16 protein-coding genes are annotated in these 21,714 nt (G+C 40.4%); 9 read left to right on the plus strand and 7 right to left on the minus strand.

What is annotated here, in order from left to right:
- Positions 1 to 126: 126 nt before the first annotated feature.
- Complete coding sequence (locus JWQ54_RS00815) at positions 127 to 2,406, minus strand: ATP-dependent helicase (RefSeq protein ID WP_299578858.1); 2,280 nt, start codon at positions 2,404 to 2,406, stop codon at positions 127 to 129.
- A gap of 156 nt (positions 2,407 to 2,562) precedes the next feature.
- On the opposite strand from JWQ54_RS00815, the gene JWQ54_RS00820 reads away from it, so the two are divergent.
- Positions 2,563 to 2,808, plus strand: a complete 246-nt coding sequence (locus JWQ54_RS00820; RefSeq protein WP_299578860.1) for a hypothetical protein — start codon at positions 2,563 to 2,565, stop codon at positions 2,806 to 2,808.
- Between the two features lie 125 nt (positions 2,809 to 2,933).
- Here JWQ54_RS00820 and JWQ54_RS00825 read toward each other — a convergent pair whose 3' ends face one another.
- The 3 genes from JWQ54_RS00825 to JWQ54_RS00835 form a co-directional block, all read right to left on the minus strand.
- Positions 2,934 to 3,470: a hypothetical protein gene (locus tag JWQ54_RS00825; protein ID WP_299578862.1), complete on the minus strand. Its 537-nt coding sequence runs from the start codon at positions 3,468 to 3,470 to the stop codon at positions 2,934 to 2,936.
- Between the two features lie 224 nt (positions 3,471 to 3,694).
- Entirely contained in the window at positions 3,695 to 4,357 is a 663-nt protein-coding gene (locus JWQ54_RS00830; protein WP_299578864.1) for a hypothetical protein, read from the minus strand.
- Positions 4,358 to 4,718: 361 nt separating this feature from the next.
- Positions 4,719 to 6,683, minus strand: a complete 1,965-nt coding sequence (locus tag JWQ54_RS00835; RefSeq protein WP_299578866.1) for a M1 family metallopeptidase — start codon at positions 6,681 to 6,683, stop codon at positions 4,719 to 4,721.
- Between the two features lie 157 nt (positions 6,684 to 6,840).
- Between JWQ54_RS00835 and JWQ54_RS00840 the strand changes: the two genes are divergently transcribed.
- From JWQ54_RS00840 to JWQ54_RS00855, 4 genes are all read left to right on the plus strand, one after another.
- Positions 6,841 to 7,050, plus strand: a complete 210-nt coding sequence (locus tag JWQ54_RS00840) for a DUF2683 family protein (RefSeq protein ID WP_299578868.1) — start codon at positions 6,841 to 6,843, stop codon at positions 7,048 to 7,050.
- Complete coding sequence (locus JWQ54_RS00845; RefSeq protein WP_299578870.1) at positions 7,047 to 7,337, plus strand: type II toxin-antitoxin system RelE/ParE family toxin; 291 nt, start codon at positions 7,047 to 7,049, stop codon at positions 7,335 to 7,337. Before JWQ54_RS00840 ends, JWQ54_RS00845 begins: the two co-directional genes overlap by 4 nt.
- A 100-nt stretch (positions 7,338 to 7,437) precedes the next feature.
- Positions 7,438 to 9,450: a thioredoxin domain-containing protein gene (locus JWQ54_RS00850; protein ID WP_299578872.1), complete on the plus strand. Its 2,013-nt coding sequence runs from the start codon at positions 7,438 to 7,440 to the stop codon at positions 9,448 to 9,450.
- A 202-nt stretch (positions 9,451 to 9,652) separates the two neighbouring features.
- Complete coding sequence (locus JWQ54_RS00855) at positions 9,653 to 10,150, plus strand: peptidylprolyl isomerase (RefSeq protein ID WP_299578874.1); 498 nt, start codon at positions 9,653 to 9,655, stop codon at positions 10,148 to 10,150.
- A gap of 189 nt (positions 10,151 to 10,339) precedes the next feature.
- On the opposite strand, the gene JWQ54_RS00860 is transcribed toward JWQ54_RS00855, so the two are convergent.
- The gene (locus JWQ54_RS00860; protein ID WP_299578876.1) at positions 10,340 to 11,416 is read right to left on the minus strand and encodes a LacI family DNA-binding transcriptional regulator; all 1,077 of its coding nucleotides are present in this window, start codon (positions 11,414 to 11,416) and stop codon (positions 10,340 to 10,342) included.
- Between the two features lie 81 nt (positions 11,417 to 11,497).
- On the opposite strand from JWQ54_RS00860, the gene JWQ54_RS00865 reads away from it, so the two are divergent.
- The 4 genes from JWQ54_RS00865 (at position 11,498) to uxuA (ending at position 17,495) form a co-directional block, all read left to right on the plus strand.
- Positions 11,498 to 12,979, plus strand: coding sequence for an FGGY family carbohydrate kinase (locus tag JWQ54_RS00865; protein WP_299578877.1), 1,482 nt, complete (start codon positions 11,498 to 11,500; stop codon positions 12,977 to 12,979).
- A 74-nt stretch (positions 12,980 to 13,053) separates the two neighbouring features.
- The gene (xylA, locus tag JWQ54_RS00870; protein ID WP_299578879.1) at positions 13,054 to 14,382 is read left to right on the plus strand and encodes a xylose isomerase; all 1,329 of its coding nucleotides are present in this window, start codon (positions 13,054 to 13,056) and stop codon (positions 14,380 to 14,382) included.
- Positions 14,383 to 14,427: 45 nt separating this feature from the next.
- Positions 14,428 to 16,119 carry a sodium/solute symporter gene (locus JWQ54_RS00875; protein ID WP_299578881.1) on the plus strand — a complete coding sequence of 564 codons (1,692 nt, stop codon included), beginning with the start codon at positions 14,428 to 14,430 and terminating at the stop codon, positions 16,117 to 16,119.
- Between the two features lie 188 nt (positions 16,120 to 16,307).
- The gene (gene uxuA / locus JWQ54_RS00880; RefSeq protein WP_299578883.1) at positions 16,308 to 17,495 is read left to right on the plus strand and encodes a mannonate dehydratase; all 1,188 of its coding nucleotides are present in this window, start codon (positions 16,308 to 16,310) and stop codon (positions 17,493 to 17,495) included.
- A 237-nt stretch (positions 17,496 to 17,732) separates the two neighbouring features.
- On the opposite strand, the gene JWQ54_RS00885 is transcribed toward uxuA, so the two are convergent.
- A complete protein-coding gene (locus JWQ54_RS00885; RefSeq protein ID WP_299578885.1) occupies positions 17,733 to 18,425 on the minus strand; it encodes a hypothetical protein in 693 nt (230 codons plus the stop codon).
- Between the two features lie 63 nt (positions 18,426 to 18,488).
- Positions 18,489 to 21,305, minus strand: coding sequence for a TonB-dependent receptor (locus JWQ54_RS00890; protein ID WP_299578887.1), 2,817 nt, complete (start codon positions 21,303 to 21,305; stop codon positions 18,489 to 18,491).
- Between the last annotated feature and the right edge of the window lie 409 nt (positions 21,306 to 21,714).

Consider the following 21,714-nt stretch of genomic DNA (forward strand, 5'->3'; position numbering starts at 1 on the left):
ATTTAATACTATAGACAAACTTTATGCCATGTTAATTAATGGGCAAAACGCATTTGCTGTAGAATTAATAAATGTATTATCGGGAAATGTGTGGAATGTTTTCTACAGGAATAGGAAAAGATTTTCTTAATTATTAACTATCCGGAGCTTTGCGAACTTTAAAAGCAATTGTTTTTGACCAATCTCTTTAAAAAATATGGTAGCTTTAATATCGGGTTTATTCCCTTCCAGGCTTAGCACCTTGCCAAATCCAAATCTTTCATGTTCAACTTCCATACCAACCTGCAGGTTCGAGGTATCAGAAGGAGCAAAGCCGGCAGATGGTACATGTGCTTTTGCTAATATCGAAGTGGTTTTTACTACCGGCGCCTTAGGCTTTGAAAAGGTATCGCCACCACTTTTGCTGCTCCATGCACTGCGTTCATCATCAAAAAAGGGGTTATTGCTGCTAACCGGTTTTGCTGTAAAATCAAGCTCCAGGTATTGTGCATCAATCTCATCTAAAAAGCGGCTTGGCTCACAGCTTATTAAAGTGCCAAATTTAAAGCGGCTGGTAGCATAGCTAATGGTTAATTTATTTTCGGCACGGGTGGTTGCCACATAAAATAAACGGCGTTCCTCTTCAAGATCACTCCGTGAGTTTAGCGACATTTGCGAGGGAAATAAATTCTCCTCCAGTCCCACAACATAAACCTGCGGAAACTCCAGTCCCTTTGATGAGTGGATGGTCATTAACGATACGGTATCGGCATTTTTATCCTTGTCATTATCGTCATTTGTTAACAACGCCACATCCTGCATAAAAACATCCAGCCCTCTTTCTTCGATATCCTCCCTTTCAGAAAATTCCTTTATCCCGTTCAGCAGCTCCTGGATATTCTCATAGCGGTTAAGCCCCTCTACAGATTTATCCTCATAAAGATCCTTCAATAAACCCGAATGCTGGGCAATGTGCAGTGCAGCCTCATACGCCGACAGGTTCTTAGTGATGACCTGGAAGCTTTGGATCAAGGTAGCAAACATGCTAACCTTGCCTGCTGTTCGCCCGTCCAGATATTGAGACGCATTGATGATCACTTCGAAAGGTGTGACCTGATTTTTATCTGCACTAACAATAATATGGTCAACGGTGGTATCGCCAATGCCCCGGCGCGGGTAATTGATCACACGCTTTAAAGCTTCCTCGTCATTAGGGTTAAAGGTGAGCCTGAAATAGGCTATCAGGTCCTTTATTTCTTTACGCTGATAAAAAGATAAGCCCCCGTATATTTTATAAGGTGTGCCCAGCTTACGCAAGGCCTCTTCCATTGAGCGCGACTGAGCATTGGTACGGTAAAGTATGGCGAAGTCGTGCCAGTTTAGCCCCTTGGTGCTGCGTTCCTGCATAATAGCTTCAGCTACCATTTTGCCCTCCTCGTTATCGCTGAAGGCACGCATCACCTTTATTTTATCGCCGGTTTCTTTTTCGCTGAACACCCGTTTTTTGAGCTGCTCCTTGTTATTGGCAATAATGCTGTTGGCGACATTTACAATGTTTTGGGTCGACCGGTAGTTTTGCTCCAGCTTAAATACCTTCAGATCAGGGTAGTCTTTTTCAAAATTGAGGATATTCTGGATGTTGGCCCCACGGAAGGCATAGATACTTTGTGCATCGTCACCAACCACACAGATGTTCTCATTAACGGCAGCCAGTTTTTTTACAATAAGGTATTGCGAAAAATTAGTATCCTGGTACTCATCAACCATCAGGTATTTAAACTTATGCTGGTACTTGTTCAGCACCTCAGGGTGCAGTTTAAGCAGTTCGTTGGTTTTGTAAAGCAAATCGTCAAAATCCATTGCGCCCGCCCTGTAGCAGCGGGTAGCGTAGTTTTGATAGATAGTCCCTAACATACCTCTTCCGCTCGAAAGATCATCCGCCTGGATCTGCTCGTTCTTCTGATATTCCATCCACGATACCAGATTGTTTTTAGCAGCCGAAACGCGGTTAAGTACAAAATTCACATTATACAGCTTATCATCGAGGTTCATTTCTTTTAAAATGGCCCGGAGCACGCTCTTGCTGTCGTCAGTATCATAAATGGTGAAGTTGCTGGGGTAGCCAATTTTATCGGCCTCAATGCGCAGCAGCTTTGCAAAAACAGAGTGGAAGGTACCCATCCAAATATTTTTGGCATCGGGGCCCACAATTTTGGTGATCCGGTCGCGCATTTCGCGGGCCGCTTTGTTGGTAAACGTAAGCACAAGTATATTAAAAGCATCAACCCCATTGCGGATCAAATGCGCTACCCTGAAGGTAATAACCCGCGTTTTGCCCGATCCTGCGCCGGCAACTATCATTACCGGTCCGTTTATTTGTTGTACTGCCGCCTTTTGTTCGGGGTTTAATCCTTGTAAATAATCCAAATTCTGTTCCTCTTTTCTGCAAATGCGAAATTAAGATTTTGAGGCGAAAGGAGGAAATCAATTTCGGAATTCGGATGTTCGATTTTGGATTTATTAGACTAAAATTTATTGAAATTGTATTTACAAAATATTCTTTGATATTAAAAATTTATCTTTATGATGTTCATTATTTGCCTGTGCCAGATTAATAAGCCTTTTGACTTTTTGCAGTACGAATTTGTAAACTATGGTAACGAGCTTGATCACCTTCGCAAATTAAAGGCGCCTGTAAAAAGTGAGCACATGGACGACGTGGTTAACCTGCGCCTGCAAGGCCTTACCCTGCGCGAAATAGCCGACAAGCTGGGCATAACCCTTGGCAAAGTAGACTGGCTTTTAAAGGCAGCCAATAAAAAGGGATAAGGTTTTGTTTGTTTGTTTATCCGGGAGGGGGGCGCATACAAACAAACAACTTTATGGATTTCCACGCCTTCCAACAAAACGCAAGGTTGTGGTGAGGCATTTGCTGTACTTAGCATGCTGCTGATTTAATGTAAATTCTTGTAAATTACTGAATCTGGCAAACATTTCTTTTTTCCATAAAGCTCTGCTTGTTTTAAAACTTCTGTTTGAAATCTTTTTTCTACACGTTGGATTTCATTTTTCCCTAGCAAAGTTCTGTTATTAATTAAAGTATCTGCTAGCTTTTTGTTATAAATCGTTCCTATCCAACATGGTTCAGTAGTAAAGTTAATCATATACCATTCATCAGGTTCATTTTTGAAATGAATTATGCGTTCCTGGTCGTTTAAAATATTTCCTGATAAGAATATGTAATTCACCGAATCCGGAACAATCAAATTTTTATTTAAGACGCTATCAATATACATTTTCAAAAAACTGCCGCTTATCCTACTTTCTTTAAAATCTATAAATAAATAACTATAAGTTGTCATTTTATAACAACTTATTTGAATAAATAAACAAACAAGTAAAGCTATTTTCTTTTTATTAAACCAGCAGATTCCCTTTTTTTTGAATGGATTTTTACAAGTTGTAAAAATGTGGTGCAATGGTGTAATCATCTTTTGATAAATTATACTTATGAAGTTTTTTGTCTTCGCCTGGTCTTTCATAGAGGACCCTGTGATGTATAGCGCCAATGGTGCATAATAACCCGCCGTCCAGTCAGACTTGCCCAGGCTGGTATTAATTTAAACGGCAAGCTCAATATATTTTAGGACGAAGTTATAAACTTCGGCCAGTTAGGGGTTGGTGTTTCAGTACCCCTCGCCAGAATGCAAGGGTTTTAAATTTCAAATATATTTTGTATGGTTACGTCATACCCTGTTATGTTATTCTCAATTAATTCATTTAACAGATTTTGCGAAACAAAAATATCATCATGAATTATTGAAAAAAAAAATAAATCAAGAGCTTTAAAAGTCTCATTAACTGATAGTTTTTCAGCGTAAATTATATGTCCTAATTCTAATTTTTTTTGTTTTTCGATCAAATCATGAGAAGAAAGTATGTTAATATCATTTTCTTTCATTCGAAAAACGTTACCGATACAAAAAGAAGATTTGTTAAAATTTATTTCTGTAAAATCCATATTAACTAATTGCAAATAATAATAAGCCAGTGTCTGATCCTTTACAATAAGCGAGGCTTTATGAAATTTATGCTCAATTAAATTAAACCTTTCGAAAATCGCTTTAGCCTTTTCACTCATTAAAAAACCCGTAGCTGTAATATTACCTGCACTAATTATATCAGTTAATATAGCATCATCTTTAAGCTCCCATATCAAATCCGGGACAAAATCAGGTAAAGAACTATCTGTTAAATTTGTCATCGAATTGGGTTCATCGTACCATTTTGAAGTGTAACCTTCAGGCAATCCTGTAGTTTGATGATAACAACCTATTTCGTCTTCTTTTGTAGATACTGATAAAAAATAATACATCATAATATGATAAATATAGTACCGCTGTTCAATTATTGTGACTTCGAACTAAAATTAATTATTAAAAGGAAACTTTTTGTCCCCGCAAACTTCATAGAGGACCCTGCGATGTATAGCACATTCTGGCACGAGTATGACGGACCGCCTATGCGGAATGGCTACTGACCCCGGATGTAAAGTAAAGCCTGTGCTGTTTAGCTAATTTATATTGGAGCCTCATTTACAGCTAAAACTACCGTATTGTTTGTTACTTAGCAATCAGCAAGACAAACAAATAAAAAAGACCCGCCTTTCTCAAAACGGGTCTTTCATTAAATATCAAGTTTATAAATCCGAAATCGAACATCCGACTTCCGAAATTACCTTACTTTCCCCAAACGTTATTCTTCCTGTCAACATCAGGCAGCTGCCTGTCAGGATCTATTTCAATAGATTGAATTGTTACAATTGAAGGATAAACGAATTTCCAAACACCACCGCGCTGCCATACGTTTACCGGCAGGTGCAGGATTTCGGTTTTGCCGTTTGTTTGGGTGATCTTCAGATCTACCGGCATCGGCATCTTTTCTTTATTAATGAGGGTGATCAGGGCGCCATTGGCGGCATTGTCCTTTACATAAGTAACTGATTGGATGGCCTGGTCAACCTTGTCGGTAGTAAAAAACCAAGGCTTAAAGAACCAGTTCAAGTCTTCACCTGATGCATCGTTCATAGCGCGGAAAAAATCATAAGGCAGCGGGTGTTTAAATGCCCAGTGCTTAATGTATTCGTTAAAGGCATAATCAAAACGGTCAGGACCTAATACCACATTACGCAGGATATCCAGCCCTAATGATGTTTTGTTATAATACTGGCCGTAATCATTTAGCCCCATGGCTTCAGGAGCAGCCATAAGCGGGTCTGTTGCCTTTGCCATAAAGCGGGCAATACCATTTGAAGGCCGGGTTTTGCTGTTAAAATATTCGCCGTTATTGAATTTCTCGGTGGAGTATTGGTTAATAAAAGTATTAAAGCCTTCATCCATCCACATGTATTTACGCTCGTTTGAGCCTACAATCATCGGGAACCAGTTGTGGCCGATCTCATGCGTTACATCGCCCCAAAGCCCACCATTTTTAAGATCGCTTAAACAAAAAATAGCACCAGGGTATTCCATACCTAATGCAACACCTGATACGTTTACAGCAGAGGTCCATGGATACTCAAAATATTTGCCTGAATAGATCTCGATGCTGTTTTTAAGATATTCGGTTGAGCGCCCCCATGAATCATTACCGGAGCTTTCGGCAGGGTAGGCGCTCATAGCAATACATTTACGACCGGACGGCAGGTTAACTTTTGCCCCATCCCAAATAAAAGCGGTTGAAGCTGCCCATGCAATATCGCGTGTGTTCTGCATTTTATAGTGCCAGGTTAATGTGCCTTTAAAAGGGTGTGTAGCTGCCTGACCAACCTCCTCAGGTTTAATTATCATAACAGTTTTATCGCTTTTGCGCATCTCCTCCATCCTTTTTTGCTGGATGTCACTTAAAACCTGCGATGCATTTAGCAAATCGCCAGATCCTACAACGGTCATGTTTGCCGGGGCGGTTATGTAATAATCAAAATCGCCGTATTCGCAATAAAATTCACCTAAGCCCATGTAGGGTAGGGTGTTCCAGCCTTCCACATCATCATAAACACACATGCGCGGATACCATTCAGCTATCTCGTACACATAACCTGCTTTGAATTTTTTGCGGCCCATGCGGTCTGCACCGTAAAAGGGAACTGAAAAGCTGTAGTTAACCTTCACCTGGATCTTTTCGCCTTTAGGGCCCATCGGCGTATTTAGCCTGATCTGCATGCGGGCATCAGTTATAACAGGCTCAGTTTTATAGGTTTGGCCTTTATAAGTTACCGATACCGATTCGATATGATAACCACCGCGACTAAAGCCTTTAACGTCGAAACGATCGCCGCCTATAGGAGTGGTAGCACCACCGCGGGAATCGGGCTTAAATAAATTCTGATCAAGCTGCAGCCATAGATGGTCGAGGTTATCAGGGCTGTTGTTGGTATATGAAATGGTTACTTCGCCGGTAACGGTTGTATCCTGCGGGGTTTCATTTAGCGATGCCTTTATTAAGTAATCGGCACGGTTTTGCCAGTAATGTTCGCCGGGCTGTCCGCTTGCCGAGCGGGTACCATCACCGGTTACCGGCCAGGTAATAGGGCCAAAGGCATCCAGGTGGTTATATTTTATAGAATCGGTTTGTGCCGATGCTGAGCTTGCAACAAGGAGCAACCCAAGTGCAGCCAGGTAATTAGTTAGTTTTGTAAAGCGCATTTCGTATTTGATAATTTCGGGGCGAAAATAGTTAAATAAATTATGAATTTGATAATTTGTAAGAGGGATGATACAGAGGGGGAATACAATTGGGAATTATTTTATTCGCATTATGCAGCCTTGAATAATTAGTTATAAAATTCATATTTTTGTTGATATGGAATCTATTCTGATACATCCTGAAAATGCAGAACAATTGAAAACTGTTAAAGCGGTTTTAAAAGCTTTAAAAGTTCAATTCGAGCCTCAGTCTAATGTTTTACCCCCTCATGTTTTAAAAAGCATTGAAAAAGGTATTAAACAATATGAAGATGGGCAAACAATCTCTCTTCAGGAATTTACTGAAAAGCACTTTTCTAAAAAATGAACTTTGAATTAAGGTTCACTACGGAAGCAGAAGAAACATTCGATGCACTGGTTATTCAATTGCAACAAAAATGGGGAGATCATTTTGTAGCCAAGTTTGAAACCAGAGTTTTAAAAGCGCTTAAAACAATAACAATTACACCATTCCTTTATCCTGTAGCCGAAGAAAATACTGGAATCAGAAAATGTATTCTCCACAAAAACTGTTCGTTATTCTATAAAATAAACGAGGAAAATATAGTAATTATATGTTTTTGGGATAATCGCCAGGATCCAATATTTTCCTAACTTCAATCTTTCTTCCCTTTTTTAAAACTTTTATAAAATCTAATTGATATTAAATTAAGTGCATTTAATATTCGCAATTTAGGCGGCTAATAAAACAGCTATGAATCATCTTGCCAATTCCACTTCGCCATACCTGCTGCAGCATGCTAATAACCCGGTTAACTGGTACCCCTGGGGACCGGAAGCTTTACAAAAAGCCAAAGCCGAAAACAAGCTGATCCTGGTAAGTATAGGCTACTCCGCCTGCCACTGGTGCCACGTAATGGAGCACGAAAGCTTTGAGGATGAAGGTGTGGCTGAGGTAATGAACCAATATTTTGTTTGTATTAAGGTCGACAGGGAAGAACGCCCCGATGTTGACCAGGTGTACATGAGCGCAATACAATTAATGAGCGGCAGGGGAGGCTGGCCCTTAAACTGTATCTGCCTGCCCGATCAGCGGCCTATTTATGGCGGCACCTATTTTCGCAAAAACGAATGGACAAGCCTGCTGTTTAACCTTGCCGATTTTTATAAACAAAAGCCGGAAGAAGCTGAAGACTATGCTACGCGGTTGACAGAAGGCATCCAGCAATATGAATCAGTACCCTTTGTAAAGGAACAGAAAGAATATACCAAAGCCGACCTGGAAACGATCATCAAAAGCTGGAAAAGCTATTTTGATAAAACTGAAGGCGGTATGGGTTCATCGCCCAAATTCCCTATGCCAAATAACTGGCAGTGCCTGATGCGGTACGCTCATTTAATGCAGGATGATGAGGTGGCTAAGGCTGTGAAGCTAACCCTGCACAAAATGGCCTTCGGCGGGATCTATGATCATGTAGGCGGTGGCTTTGCACGTTATTCGGTTGATGGCAGGTGGCATGTGCCACATTTTGAAAAGATGCTTTATGATAATGCACAACTCATTAGCTTGTATGCGGAAGCATTTGTATGGAATCCTGATCCGCTTTACACGCAAATAGTAAACGAGATCATTGAATTTTCGCAAAGGGAATTAATGTCGCCCGATTATGGCTTTTATTCGGCGCTGGATGCAGATAGCGATGGTAAGGAAGGCAAATTCTATATTTTTACAAAAATCGAAATTGAGGAGATCTTAGGGCAGGATGCTGAAATATTCTGCATTTATTATAATATAACCGAAGACGGCAATTGGGAAGAAGAAAGCTCAAATGTGTTGTTCAGAAAAGAAAGTGATGATGAACTGGCTAAAAAATTAGGGTTATCCGTTGATGAGCTTCTCAGTAAAATAAATCCATCAAAACAAAAAGTGTTTAATGCCCGCAGCTACCGCATAAGGCCGGGGCTGGATAACAAAATTCTTGCATCGTGGAACGGCTTAATGTTAAAAGGGCTGTGTGATGCGTACCGTGCATTTAACAAACCGGAATACCTTAATTTCGCCCTAAAAAATGCCGGCTTTATTTTAAATAATTTGATAAATAAGGCTGACAGGTTGTCACGGATCTTTAAAGCAGAAGATAAAAGCCAGGTTGCTTTCCTTGATGACTATGCCAACGTAATTGATGGGCTGATAGCCTTATATGAGGTTACCTTTGATGAACAATGGTTAACCTTGTCGCAAAAATTGGCCGACCAGGCTATAAAATATTATTACGATGCAGAAAAAGGCATTTTCTATTACACTGCCGATGATGATGAGCAGTTAATAGCCCGCAAATCAGAAATTATGGATGGCGTTATCCCTGCGTCAAACTCTGTGATGGCGCGAAACCTTAAAAAACTTGGCCTGTTATTTGACAATCAACTGTACCAGGAGATCTCGGCGCAATTGTTGCGAAACATTGTACCACACCTTGCCAGGTATGGTTCTTCCTACTCAAACTGGATAATGTTATTGATGGAAGAAGTATTTGGGATTTATGAAATTGCTATAACCGGCGAGGATTTTGAAAGCAGGCGAAGAGAAATAGAGAATAATTACATCCCGAACAAAATTATGTTGGGTGGTAAAAAAGGAAGTTTACCTTTGCTGCAGAACAGGTTTGGCGCCGTAACACAAATATTTGTTTGTAAAGACAAAACCTGCGGGTTGCCAGCCACGGACGTAAAGAGTGCACTGACCGGAACCGGGATTAATGGATTTTAAGGATTTAAGGAGATAAATTCAAATTGGAAAATAAATAAACAAAATAGAGTTAAAATAAATCGGGAGAATTTAGGTATAATTTGATAAATCTGCTAAATTCCGATTCAAAATAAGTAATCAATAAAATAACATCATAATAAACCGGAAGTATCCTGATTTAATCCGTTAAATCTGCTGAATCCCGGTCCAAAACACATTTACAATGAAGATCAACCCCCAACACGTAGTGTCATTAACTTACGATCTGTATGTTGACCAGGACGGTGCTGAAGTATTGCAGGAAAGCGCAACAGAAGAGCAACCGCTTACTTTTTTATATGGAGCAGGACAAATGCTTCCAAGGTTTGAAGAAAACTTAAGTGCCCTTTCAACGGGTGATACTTATGACTTCCGTTTAAAAGCTGAAGATGCTTATGGCGAATACGATGAAGAAGCCGTAGCAACACTACCTTTAGAAATGTTTAAGGAAACCGAAACGCCTGAAATTGGCAGCATTCTTCCTTTGCAGGATAACAATGGCAACCATTTCCAGGGACAGGTAGTATCTGTTGCCGAAGATTCGGTTATAGTCGACCTTAACCACCCAATGGCAGGGCAGGAACTTCATTTTAAAGGAAATATTTTGAATGTACGCCCGGCAACACCCGAAGAATTATCACATGGCCACGCGCATGGCGCCGATGGTCATCACGCACACTAATATTTAATTGCAAAATGCCCTGATCTGTCGGGGCATTTTTGCTTTTTTTGATAAATATTATTGGCCTTTCGTAGAGACGCGATGCTTCGCGTCTTAACCGAATGACGGTATCCGAAATGCAATTCTTTTATGCATGATTTTAGACGCGATGCATCGCGTCTCTACGAACTTCTCATAAAATCATTTCTATTATCCCTTCTTAGAAGTCGATCCCCTCACAATAAGTTTTGGTTTAATACTGATAATTTTAGGTATTACCGATGCTTCTGCGTTCTCCATCTCATCAAAATATAAATTCGCTACAGCCTTGCCCATATCAACGCTGAATTGGTCAATAGTGGTTATTGACGGACTTGTTATTTCTGTGAATGCCTCGTTGGAGTAACCGCAGATCCCTAATTGTGATGGAACTTTTATTCGCATGTCATTAGCTACTTCAAGCACTCCTAATGCCGAAAAATCAGATGTTGAGGCAAATATGGCATCAGGTGCATCAGGAAGCCTTAGTAGTTTTTTTGTAGCTGCAGCGCCTAACTCCCTTGTCCATGCATTTTCTACTACATAGGTATCATTAACCTGAATGTTGAATTTTTTTAACGCCTTAAGGTAGCCGTTTTTTCGCTGACGGAAGATGTTCAGGTTTTGCGGCCCTTCCAGCAAAGCAATCTTTTTATATCCCTGCCCAATTAAATGGCACACGGCTTCAAATGAGGCCTGTTCATTATCATTTATAACCTTTAAAGTCTCAAGTTCTTCGGCTACCCGGTCAAACTGGATCAATGGGATCCCCTGATCTATCACATTTTGTAAATGATCATAGTTGTAGCTATCTGCCGAAACCGAGATCACAATACAATCAACATGTTGGTTAATCAACGTATTAATACATTTTATTTCTTTTTCATGCAACTCATCAGACTGGCAAATGATCAAATTATAACCTTTTTGATACGTAGAGTGTTCAATCCCCGCAATAATATTCGCGAAAAAGTTTTGATTAATGCGTGGAACTACCACGCCAATGGTTTTAGTTTGGCCCTTCCTTAAATTTGATGCAAGGGTGTTCCTTTTATAGTTAAGTTCGGCAGCGGTTTTTAAAACCAACTCCCTTGTAGCGTCATTTACATATCTATTATTACTAAGGGCTCTTGAAACTGTGGATGCAGTTAAATTAAGCCTTTCAGCTATATCATAAATAGTAACACGTTTCTTTTGCTTCATAACTTTTGTAAATATGCTGAAATATTTTTCTGCAATCGATTGCATATTAAAAAATTAATTTAAATTCGTTGCTTTAAAACAAATTATAAACAGTCCAATCTTCGGGCTAAGCATATAGAATAGATCATGTTATTGTTAGGGATTGATATAGGTACATCTTCTGTAAAAGTTTCTGTTGTTGATGCTGCATCGCAAAAAGTAATGGCATCGGCCCAATACCCTGATCAGGAATCGCCCATAATAGCCTTACAGCCAGGTTGGGCCGAACAATCACCTGATCTGTGGTGGGAACATGCGCAACACGCTATCCAGCTTTGTAATAAAACGGTGGCCTATGACCCTGCAGATATTGCAGCGATAGGCATTGCATACCAGATGCATGGTTTGGTTTTGGTTGATAAAGATCAGAAGGTGCTGCGCAACAGCATTATCTGGTGCGATAGCCGCGCCGTTGAAATTGGCGATAAAGCTTTTGATGCAATAGGGCAGGAGCAATGCCTTTCGCATTTGTTAAACTCCCCGGGAAATTTTACCGCATCCAAATTAGCCTGGGTAAAAAAGAATGAACCGGAGATCTATAATAAGATAGATAAAGCCATGCTCCCCGGTGATTTTATTGCCATGAAGCTTACCGGCGAAGTCACCACATCCATATCGGCTTTGTCCGAAGGGGTGTTTTTTGATTTTAAAACCAACAGTTTATCAAAAGATATTATTGAATACTTTGGCTTTGATGAGGCTTTGTTTCCAACAGTTAAGGAAGTGTTTTCACCACATGGAAACCTGCAGGCTTCTATCGCACAAAAACTAAATTTAAAACCGGGCATCCCGATTACTTATAAATCAGGCGATCAGCCTAACAATGCCCTCTCACTAAATGTATTAGATCCCGGTGAGGTTGCCGCAACGGCAGGGACTTCCGGTGTAATATATGGGGTTACTGACCAACTGGGCTACGACAAGCAATCACGGGTAAACACATTTGCCCACGTAAATTATACCGAACAGCAAAAACGACTTGGTGTACTTTTATGTATAAACGGAGTGGGAAGTATGTACCGCTGGCTTAAACAAGCTTTTGGTTCATCAGAAAGCTATTTGCAACTGAATACCAAAGCAAGTGAAGCGCCTTTAGGCAGCGAGGGCTTGCGTATATTGCCTTTTGGCAATGGCGCCGAACGGATGCTGAACAATAAAATAGTCGGTGCTCATTTTCATAATATCGACTTGAATATTCATTCGCAGGCCCATGTGATCAGGGCCGTGCAGGAGGGCATCGCCTTTTCGTTCCGTTACGGACTTGACATAATGCGCGAAAATGGGATGAACCCAACCATTATCCGGGCAGGAAAGAATAACCTGTTTTTAAGCGAATTATTTACCGAAAGCTTTGTAAACATAACAGGTGTACCGGTTGAGCTTTATAAAAATGATGGCAGTGTAGGCGCTGCATTAGGTGCGGGGATAGGCGCACAGATCTTTTCATCACCTAAACAGGCATTTGAACACATGCACCCGGTGCAATTGGTACAACCAGCAACCAAACAACTTGAACCCGCCTACCAGGAATGGAAAGCATTACTTGAAAAACAATTAATAAACAAATAGATTGGTGAAATCGATAAAAAATCGGTGTAATCCCGGAATAATCGGTGTAATCAATCAATAAAATCAGTGAAATCATGAGCATTATAACAGGCGAAAAAGAGTTTTTTAAAGGAATAGGCCAGGTAAAATACGAAGGGCTGCAATCAGATAATCCGCTTGCATTCAGGTGGTACGATGAAAATAAGGTAGTTGCAGGTAAAACGATGAAAGACCATTTACGTTTTGCCTGTGCTTACTGGCATTCATTTGTGGGCAACGGTGCCGATCCCTTTGGCGAGCCTACGCATATATTCGCATGGAACGAAAAGACCGATGCGGTTGAAAGAGCAAAAGATAAAATGGACGCTGCATTTGAGTTCATCACCAAAATGGGAATGAATTATTATTGTTTTCATGATGTTGATGTGGTTGATTATGGCAATGATATTAACGAGAACGACCGCCGGTTACAGGCACTAGTTGAGTACGCCAAACAAAAACAAGCTGCCAGCGGTGTGAAATTGCTTTGGGGAACGTCAAATTTGTTCAGTAACCGCCGGTATATGAATGGTGCAGCTACCAATCCTGATTTTCATGTGCTTAGTCATGCGGCTGCACAGGTAAAAGCGGCGTTGGATGCAACCATAGCCCTTGGCGGCGAGAATTATGTTTTTTGGGGCGGGAGAGAAGGCTACATGACCTTGCTGAATACCGATATGAAACGCGAACAGGAGCACTTGGCAAAATTTTTACATACAGCCAAAGATTATGCCCGTAAGCAAGGTTTTAAAGGCACTTTTTTTATTGAGCCAAAACCCTGCGAGCCAACCAAACACCAGTATGATTATGATGCTGCAACGGTACTGGGCTTTTTGCAGAAGTATGACCTGCTCAACGATTTTAAACTAAACCTTGAAGTTAACCACGCTACGCTTGCCGGCCATACTTTTCAGCATGAGTTGCGGGTAGCTGCAGATTCAGGTTTGCTGGGCTCAATAGATGCTAACCGTGGCGACAACCAGAACGGCTGGGATACAGATCAATTCCCGAATGATATAAACGAGGTTACCGAAATAATGATGATCATACTGGAAGCAGGCGGTTTCCAGGGCGGGGGCATCAACTTTGACGCCAAGATCCGCCGTAACTCAACCGATCCTGCTGATCTTTTCTACGCACATATTGGTGGTATGGATGTTTTTGCAAGAGCTTTGATAACCGCTGATAATATCCTCCAAAAATCAGAATATTTAAAATTAAGAAAAGACAGGTATGCTTCATTTGATACGGGAAAAGGTAAAGAATTTGAAGAAGGTAAATTATCTCTTGAAGACCTTAGGGCATATGCAATTGACAATGGCGCGCCAAAAACCATCAGTGGTAAACAAGAATATCTTGAAAACTTGATAAATAGATATTTATAGTTTATAATTGTCAAACCAACATATTAAACCTAACTAAATTAAATAATGAACTTGAAAACCCTTTCTTATGGCGATTACGCTGTGTTTCTTGTCTACTTTGTAATCGTATCTCTTTATGGCTGGTGGGTCTACAAGCGTAAAAACAAAAGTGATGGTACTTCCAAAGGTTATTTTTTAGCTGAAGGTTCATTAACATGGTGGGCGATAGGTGCATCGTTGATCGCTTCGAATATCTCGGCCGAGCAGATGGTGGGGATGAGCGGTTCGGGTTTTAAGATGGGGCTGGCCATTAGTACCTACGAGTGGATGGCCGCTGCTACATTGGTTATTGTAGCTATATTTTTTATACCTGTTTATCTTAAAAATAAAATAGCCACTATGCCGCAGTTTCTTCACCAGCGGTATAATGGTACAGTAGCCATGATCATGGCTATATTCTGGCTGATGTTGTATATCGTTGTGAACCTTATGTCGATACTTTATTTGGGCGGGGTGGCAATAGCAGGTATATCGGGATTAGATCTGAAACTGGTAATTTTTTTATTAGCCGTTTTTTCAATATTTATCACGTTGGGCGGTATGAAGGTTATTGGCTATACCGATGTTATACAAGTGTTTTTCCTTGTATTGGGGGGGCTGGCAGCTACTTATATCGCACTTCATTTAATAAGTGAAAAATCTGGCACAACAGGTCTTTGGAATGGGTTTAAATTGCTGCGTACAGAGGCCAGTGATCACTTCCAAATGATCTTTAAGAAGGATAATGCAAATTATCTCGACTTGCCTGGCCTTTCGGTACTTATTGGCGGTATGTGGATCACCAATTTAAATTACTGGGGTTGTAATCAATACATAACACAAAGGGCGCTTGGTGCAGATCTTAAAACAGCCCGGGCAGGTATTCTTTTCGCAGCTTTCCTGAAGTTGCTTATGCCGGTGATTGTTGTATTGCCGGGGATAGCAGCTTATGTGCTTTATCAGAAGGGTATGTTTCACCAGGAAATGTTAAGTTCAAAAGGTGTTTTAGATGTTAATAAAGCTTATCCATCGATTCTTAATTTGCTGCCGAACTACCTGAAAGGGCTTTCATTTGCAGCGCTGACAGCAGCTATTGTGGCATCTTTAGCAGGTAAAGCTAATAGCATAGCTACTATATTTACATTAGACATATACAAAAAGGCGATAAATACTAAGGCATCGGAGAAGAATATGGTCAATACAGGTAAAATAGCTGTAGTGGTTGCAATGGTATTAGGCGTTTTACTATCTTTTGTAATTGGAGATATGCTGATGGGCGAAGGAAAACAGGGCTTCCAATACATACAGGAGTACACAGGCTTTGTTTCGCCAGGCATCTTTGCCATGTTTATTTTAGGTTTCTTCTGGAAAAAGGCAACTTCAAACGCTGCATTGTTCGCCACCATTGGCGGTTTAGGGTTCGCTATAGTATTTAAGTTTTTGCCCTACTGGACTAACCTTTCCTTCTTACAGCCATTTGGCTTTTCAAAACTGAATGGCGATGGTGTATATGAAATTCCTTTTTTGGATAGGATGGGCTTTGTTTTTGTCATCTGTATAGTAGGTATGTATATCATATCAATGATTGAAAATGCTAAAGGCTTACGGACAAACGGTTTAGAAGTAGACGTGAAAATGTTTAAAACGGACAGAGGCTTCGCAATTGGAGCCATAGTAATCGCTGTTATTCTTACGTTCTTATATACAGTTTTCTGGTAAGAAGCAAAAATTCGTAAAAAAAGCGATGGGTTCCAAACTCATCGCTTTTTTTTATGAATCAATCCCTCTGGCTCGCAGCCAATAATCATGCAGAGGGGTTGACACCAAAGGTTAACAGTAAAATCTTCTTCATTTTTTGATCATGTACGCCAAGATAATCCTATTTTTATCGCAAATAATTAAATATAATGTTCAGTAATTTAGAACAAACTTTTCGCTGGTATGGTCCGTCTGATCCTGTTACGTTAACAGCCATAAGTCAAACCGGTGCAACAGGGGTGGTAAATGCACTTCACCACATCCCAAGTGGTGAGGTGTGGAGTTTGGATGAGATAGAGACACGTAAAAATATTATTCTTGCTGCCGGCCTTACGTGGTCAGTAGTAGAAAGTGTAAACATTCACGAAAGCATAAAAACAGCTTCGGCCCGGCGTGATGAATACATTGAGAAATATATAACCACGCTTAAAAACCTGTATAAAGCAAACATTAAAACTGTGTGCTATAACTTTATGCCGGTGTTGGACTGGACCCGGACCGATATTGATTACCGCCTGCCAAACGGTGCATCAGCCTTACGCTTTCATGCCCCGGCCCTGGCTGCGTTTGATCTTTATATCCTTGAACGTGAAGCAGCATTTGATGAGTTTAATGAGAATCAGCAAAAAGCAGCAAAAAACTATTTAGATAGTATTGATGACGATGCCAAAAAAGCATTGGTTAAAAATGTGATGGCCGGTTTGCCGGGCACCGATAAAGTTTTAACAATTGATGAATTTAAAAGCCACCTTGAAAAATATAAGGATGTTGATGCTGCAACACTTAAACAAAACCTGGCTTATTTTTTACGAGCAATAATCCCTTGGGCTGAAGAACTCGGCATAAAAATGTGCATCCACCCTGATGATCCGCCATTCCCGATCTTTGGTTTGCCTCGCGTTATATCAACAGAAGCTGATTTGGAGTTTGTTGTAAACGCAGCTCCATCTGATAGCAATGGGCTCACTTTTTGTACCGGCTCACTGGGGGCAAGAGCAGATAATGATCTGCCCGGGATAATTGACCGCTTGGGTAAACATATCCATTTCCTGCATTTGCGTAATGTACAGCGCGAAGCCGACGGCAGCTTTTATGAAGCCAACCATTTGGGCGGCAGTTCAGATATGTATGCGGTTATGAAAAGCGTGATCCTTGAACAAAAGCGGCGTGCCGATAGCGGGAGGGAAGATGTAGCCATCCCTATGCGCCCCGACCATGGCCATAAGCTGCTGGACGATTTTAGGTATAACACCTTCCCCGGCTATTCAGCAATCGGAAGATTGAAGGGTTTGGCAGAGTTGAGGGGGTTGGAAATGGGCATAAAAAGAAGTTTATAGATTCTTGTAGAGACACAATACTTTGTGTCTCTGAATACTATTTTTACGCTGGAGACACAAAGTATTGTGTCTCTACGATCCGGATAGGACGTTTCCTTCAAACGCTCCACTAACAGGATATCACATTTTTTTCAATATGCAGCTGGTGACTTCTATCCGGTTCACTTTGTTTTTGTTATCCGACTCGGGTTGCAGCTACCATGAACTATGATATATCAATCATAAACAAACACCCACTCAATAAAAATCCAAACTCCCGTCGTCATTAACCGAGCATCGTATAAAGATCCGGGCCAATATAGGCTGGCGATTTAGGGTTGCGGGGATAAATTGTTTATCGCTTTCACTAAATAAGCCGACTGAAAGGTTAATTGTTTGGGTATACTGGTATGCTTTTGAAAATAAATGAACCTTATAATCGGCCAGCCTTCCGCCCGGACTTATCAATAGCTCAACCACTGCGTCAAAATAATCCATATTAATACCGTAGGTATCAAATGGCACTTTAAATATATTTATATAGGGGATAAGTCCATAATATGTACCCCCAATTTTAAGCGGCCTGGTAAGTCTGTCGGTTGGTGTTATGTTGCCATCAAACTTGAATTGAATATCTGTCGATGTGTCTAATGGCGCCTCATATAGAAACTCGTTTTTATCAAAATCGTATTTCTCATTCAGTTTGCCTTCTTCGTCATAAAAGGTCCAGATCCCGACTCTTTCACCTTTATTATAATCGCCCCGGGCTATTAATGTCCTGCGTTTATAAAATGCCTTGTAAGCTCCAACCCTTGTTTTTTCATCGGTTTTAAGTACCTTATACCGTTCAATAACCGAATTGGATAGCCAGTTTTTTTTGTCGACAGTATCCTGGGCAAAACAATTACTTATATATAACAGGCTTATAATTAAAAATGAGCAGTATTTCACATCAATTGGTTTCAGCCAATATAAAACATGTGAAATTAAATTCAAAAAATAAAATGAAGAAGCTTATCCATTACCTCTTCCGCCGCCGCCACCAAAGCCTCCGCCTCTGCGGCCGCCACCGCCACGGCCTCCCTTTTGCGAACCGGCAAATTTTTGCAGGCGCAGGGTAAACGACAGCATAAAATACCTGCCAAGCCGGTTTGTACGGGTATCAATTATCTGGTTGCCGCTTACCGTACGGCTCACCCCAGTGTTTTCATTAAAAAGGTCGAACGCCTGGAAACGGAACGAGGCAATGTTCTTTTTCAAAAACTGGTATTCAACATATGAGCTTAAAAGGGTGGGATTGGCTTTTACCGTACTGCTGAAACCCTGGTTTATAGTTTGGGTAAGGTTATAACCTAATATCCAGTTATAAAAAAAATAGTTACGTCCGTCTAAGCCAACTGTCCATGTTTTGGCATTGGTATTTATTGACGATGGCAGGCTGTATTTGGTGTTATTAATGCTGTAATTGCCGCTTATTTCGGTATCCATCACACTGTCAATATCAACCCGCAGTTTTGCACCCTGGTTTAAAACCCAGTTTTTACCGAGGTTCCGCTGATCTTCAATGTATGATATGTTGTTGTTATAAGAGGCGCCTCCGTTTAGCGTTACTGTGAATTTGCGGTTATCAAAAGGTTTTGAAAAGGCATAATTACCATTCATGGAGTAATAGCCATTGGTGTTTAAATAATGGGTTTCTTGTTTGGTACTTGTTGAAATGGTGCCACCCGTGCCACCGGTTGCTGTATTTGAAACTACCGGCGCAGTGTTAGCAACAATTTGATCTTCAATGGTGTTAAAGCTCAGATTGGTGAATAATGAATTTCCGCTGGCTATATCGAACTGGTTATACCTTAAATTAATACTATTGCTGAAGGATGGCTTCAGATCAGGATTTCCATAAACTACATTTTGCGGGTTCGAATAGTCAGGCTGGATCTGCAACTGTGAAAAACTTGGCTGACTGCTGTTACCGCTATAATTAATAGTAAGCGAATGGTTTCTTTCAAAATTATAAACAAACCTTGCTGTCGGCACAAAATTAAAGGTATTGGTTGATGTATGAAAATCGTGTGATTCGCCGGTTAACGTTGCCGGTTGTGCAGAGATCCCCACCGTATAGTTATATTTAGCCTTTACACCCCGCAGATTAACGCCAAAGCGATTGGTAATAAACTGATAATTATATAGGGTGCTCAATGAATCAACATAAGTTTGTGCGCCGGTTTGCGGATCTATCCGGTAGTTATACCGGTTATTATCGGTATTGGTATAGCTGTAGGTATAGTTAGCTTCAAGATAGGTGGTTTTACCCAGTGGTTCAAGATAAGAAAGGTGAACGTTAAACCTGTTTGAATTGCTGTTGGTATTTATTTGCTGGTATAAAGCGTCTACTATACTATCCTGAACAGTAGTGTATTTATCATTAAAATCCTGGCCGTTATTGGTATAGGTGTAACTGGCATTTATACTAAAATTACGCCCCTTTTTCTTAAACTTATGATTGAAAAGAATAGAAGCGCCGCCGCTGGGTGCTGATGAATTGGTTAATGAATACTCGGTACCGTTAACTGTTGCTCCGTTCCGCATATTATTGAATATATCGGTATTGTTATCATTTGATGTGCCGTATGAAAAATTGGGATTGAATTTTAAATAGTTTAAAGTATCTGGCTTATACTCCATATTAAAATCAAAACGATGATTGATGCTGTGGTTCTGATCGGTAGTGTTATCATTATTTATTAGCGAGCCCGATTGAAAAACATCCTGCTGCAGCGACGTACTGGTTGTTTTGGTGTTTTTATCTGCATAGCTATAGCTTCCGTAAACGGTTATTTTTTTACCCCAGGCATCCCGGTAGTTTAGCCCCAATGATTTATTATCTGTTATACCATTAGCCGTACTAACCCCACTTCCGCCGCTGCCACCTCCTCCACCAGAACGCCCCGATCTTCCGCCGCTTCCTCCTGCCTGGTTCAGGTTAAATGCATTAGTGTTGTTATTATTAACTGTTCCAAGTAATGATATTTGCTGGTCATTATTAAATTCATTAGCAGATAGCTTGGTCTGGTAACGCCCGTCATTCCCGGCGCCTATGGTACCTTGCCCAAACTGGCCCTTCTTTTTGCCTTTTTGTATGGTGATGTTTAAAATTTTATCCGGATCGCCGGTTTTAATACCTGTTAAATTTGCCTGATCGCCATAGTCGTCAATAACCTGGATGCTTTCAACTATATCTGCAGGCAGGTTTTGTGTAGCTGTTTGTACATCACCGGTAAAATAATCCTTTCCATCAACCCTTACCTTTGTTACCTGCTTGCCATGTGCCGTAACATTGCCGTTAGCATCAACACTAACCCCCGGAAGCTTTTTCAGCAGGTCTTCCACCGGTGACCCTTCCCGTACTTTGTAAGCGCTTGCCTTATATTCAATAGTGTCCTCTTTAATAGTTATTGGTATTACAGCATTTACTGTAACCATATTAAGCATATTAGTTTGTACTTTTAGCTTAATGGGGTCAAGCTTAATTGGTTTTGTGCCATTGTCCATAACGTAACGGCGTGTAAAAGGCTCATAGCCAATGCCGGTGACTGTTATTTTAAAGTTTTTTGAAGTAACTATCGGGAAATCATAAATGCCTTTTAAATTAGTGGTTACAGTAACACTGTCATTAACTGATGTAAGCTTAACATTAACAGCAGGCACAGTTCCTGTGCTGTCAACAATAGTCCCGAACACCTCTCGTGATGGTGGTTTGGATGATTGCTGGGCAAAGGCTGCAGTGCAAAGCAGGCATAAAAAAAGAAACGAAAATAGGGGTGTTTTCATATCAAAAGCATTTATTAACTGCATCGACTATGAAGATAAGCCTATGGTTTAATAGTTATTCTCCTGTCATACAAATGTTGCATTATTGGCCCAGTGTCATGCAAATGTTGCAGCTAATGAATTTTAAATTATCGATTTAGTGAATTAGTAATTGAGTATTTTCAGAGTAAAAGCCCTGTTTCCTGCAATCTGAAATCTTTACAACAACTTTAACTCTTTCAATATCTCCAATAGTTACAACTTTTCGATAGCTACAATCGTATAATGCCAGGGAGGTTGAAAGCTTATGTTTAATAATCATAAAGTAATTCCAATTTTTTTGCTGGTTTTTTTCGTTCCGGTTACATGTTTTTTAACCCTTCAAATCCTGCTCTGCAGTTCCGAAAGGCCATTTATGCAGACATTACCA

Source organism: Mucilaginibacter sp., from assembly GCF_028288225.1.
In the GTDB taxonomy this organism is placed as follows: Bacteria; Bacteroidota; Bacteroidia; order Sphingobacteriales; family Sphingobacteriaceae; genus Mucilaginibacter.

Bases quoted from the DNA above. Each gene is read 5' to 3' on its own strand.
- JWQ54_RS00820 (WP_299578860.1), top strand. From the start codon at position 2,563: ATGATGTTCATTATTTGCCTGTGCCAGATTAATAAGCCTTTTGACTTT.
- JWQ54_RS00825 (WP_299578862.1), bottom strand. From the start codon at position 3,470: ATGATTACACCATTGCACCACATTTTTACAACTTGTAAAAATCCATTC.
- JWQ54_RS00830 (WP_299578864.1), bottom strand. From the start codon at position 4,357: ATGATGTATTATTTTTTATCAGTATCTACAAAAGAAGACGAAATAGGT.
- JWQ54_RS00835 (WP_299578866.1), bottom strand. From the start codon at position 6,683: ATGCGCTTTACAAAACTAACTAATTACCTGGCTGCACTTGGGTTGCTC.
- JWQ54_RS00840 (WP_299578868.1), top strand. From the start codon at position 6,841: ATGGAATCTATTCTGATACATCCTGAAAATGCAGAACAATTGAAAACT.
- JWQ54_RS00845 (WP_299578870.1), top strand. From the start codon at position 7,047: ATGAACTTTGAATTAAGGTTCACTACGGAAGCAGAAGAAACATTCGAT.
- JWQ54_RS00850 (WP_299578872.1), top strand. From the start codon at position 7,438: ATGAATCATCTTGCCAATTCCACTTCGCCATACCTGCTGCAGCATGCT.
- JWQ54_RS00855 (WP_299578874.1), top strand. From the start codon at position 9,653: ATGAAGATCAACCCCCAACACGTAGTGTCATTAACTTACGATCTGTAT.
- JWQ54_RS00860 (WP_299578876.1), bottom strand. From the start codon at position 11,416: ATGCAATCGATTGCAGAAAAATATTTCAGCATATTTACAAAAGTTATG.
- JWQ54_RS00865 (WP_299578877.1), top strand. From the start codon at position 11,498: ATGTTATTGTTAGGGATTGATATAGGTACATCTTCTGTAAAAGTTTCT.
- xylA (WP_299578879.1), top strand. From the start codon at position 13,054: ATGAGCATTATAACAGGCGAAAAAGAGTTTTTTAAAGGAATAGGCCAG.
- JWQ54_RS00875 (WP_299578881.1), top strand. From the start codon at position 14,428: ATGAACTTGAAAACCCTTTCTTATGGCGATTACGCTGTGTTTCTTGTC.
- uxuA (WP_299578883.1), top strand. From the start codon at position 16,308: ATGTTCAGTAATTTAGAACAAACTTTTCGCTGGTATGGTCCGTCTGAT.
- JWQ54_RS00890 (WP_299578887.1), bottom strand. From the start codon at position 21,305: ATGAAAACACCCCTATTTTCGTTTCTTTTTTTATGCCTGCTTTGCACT.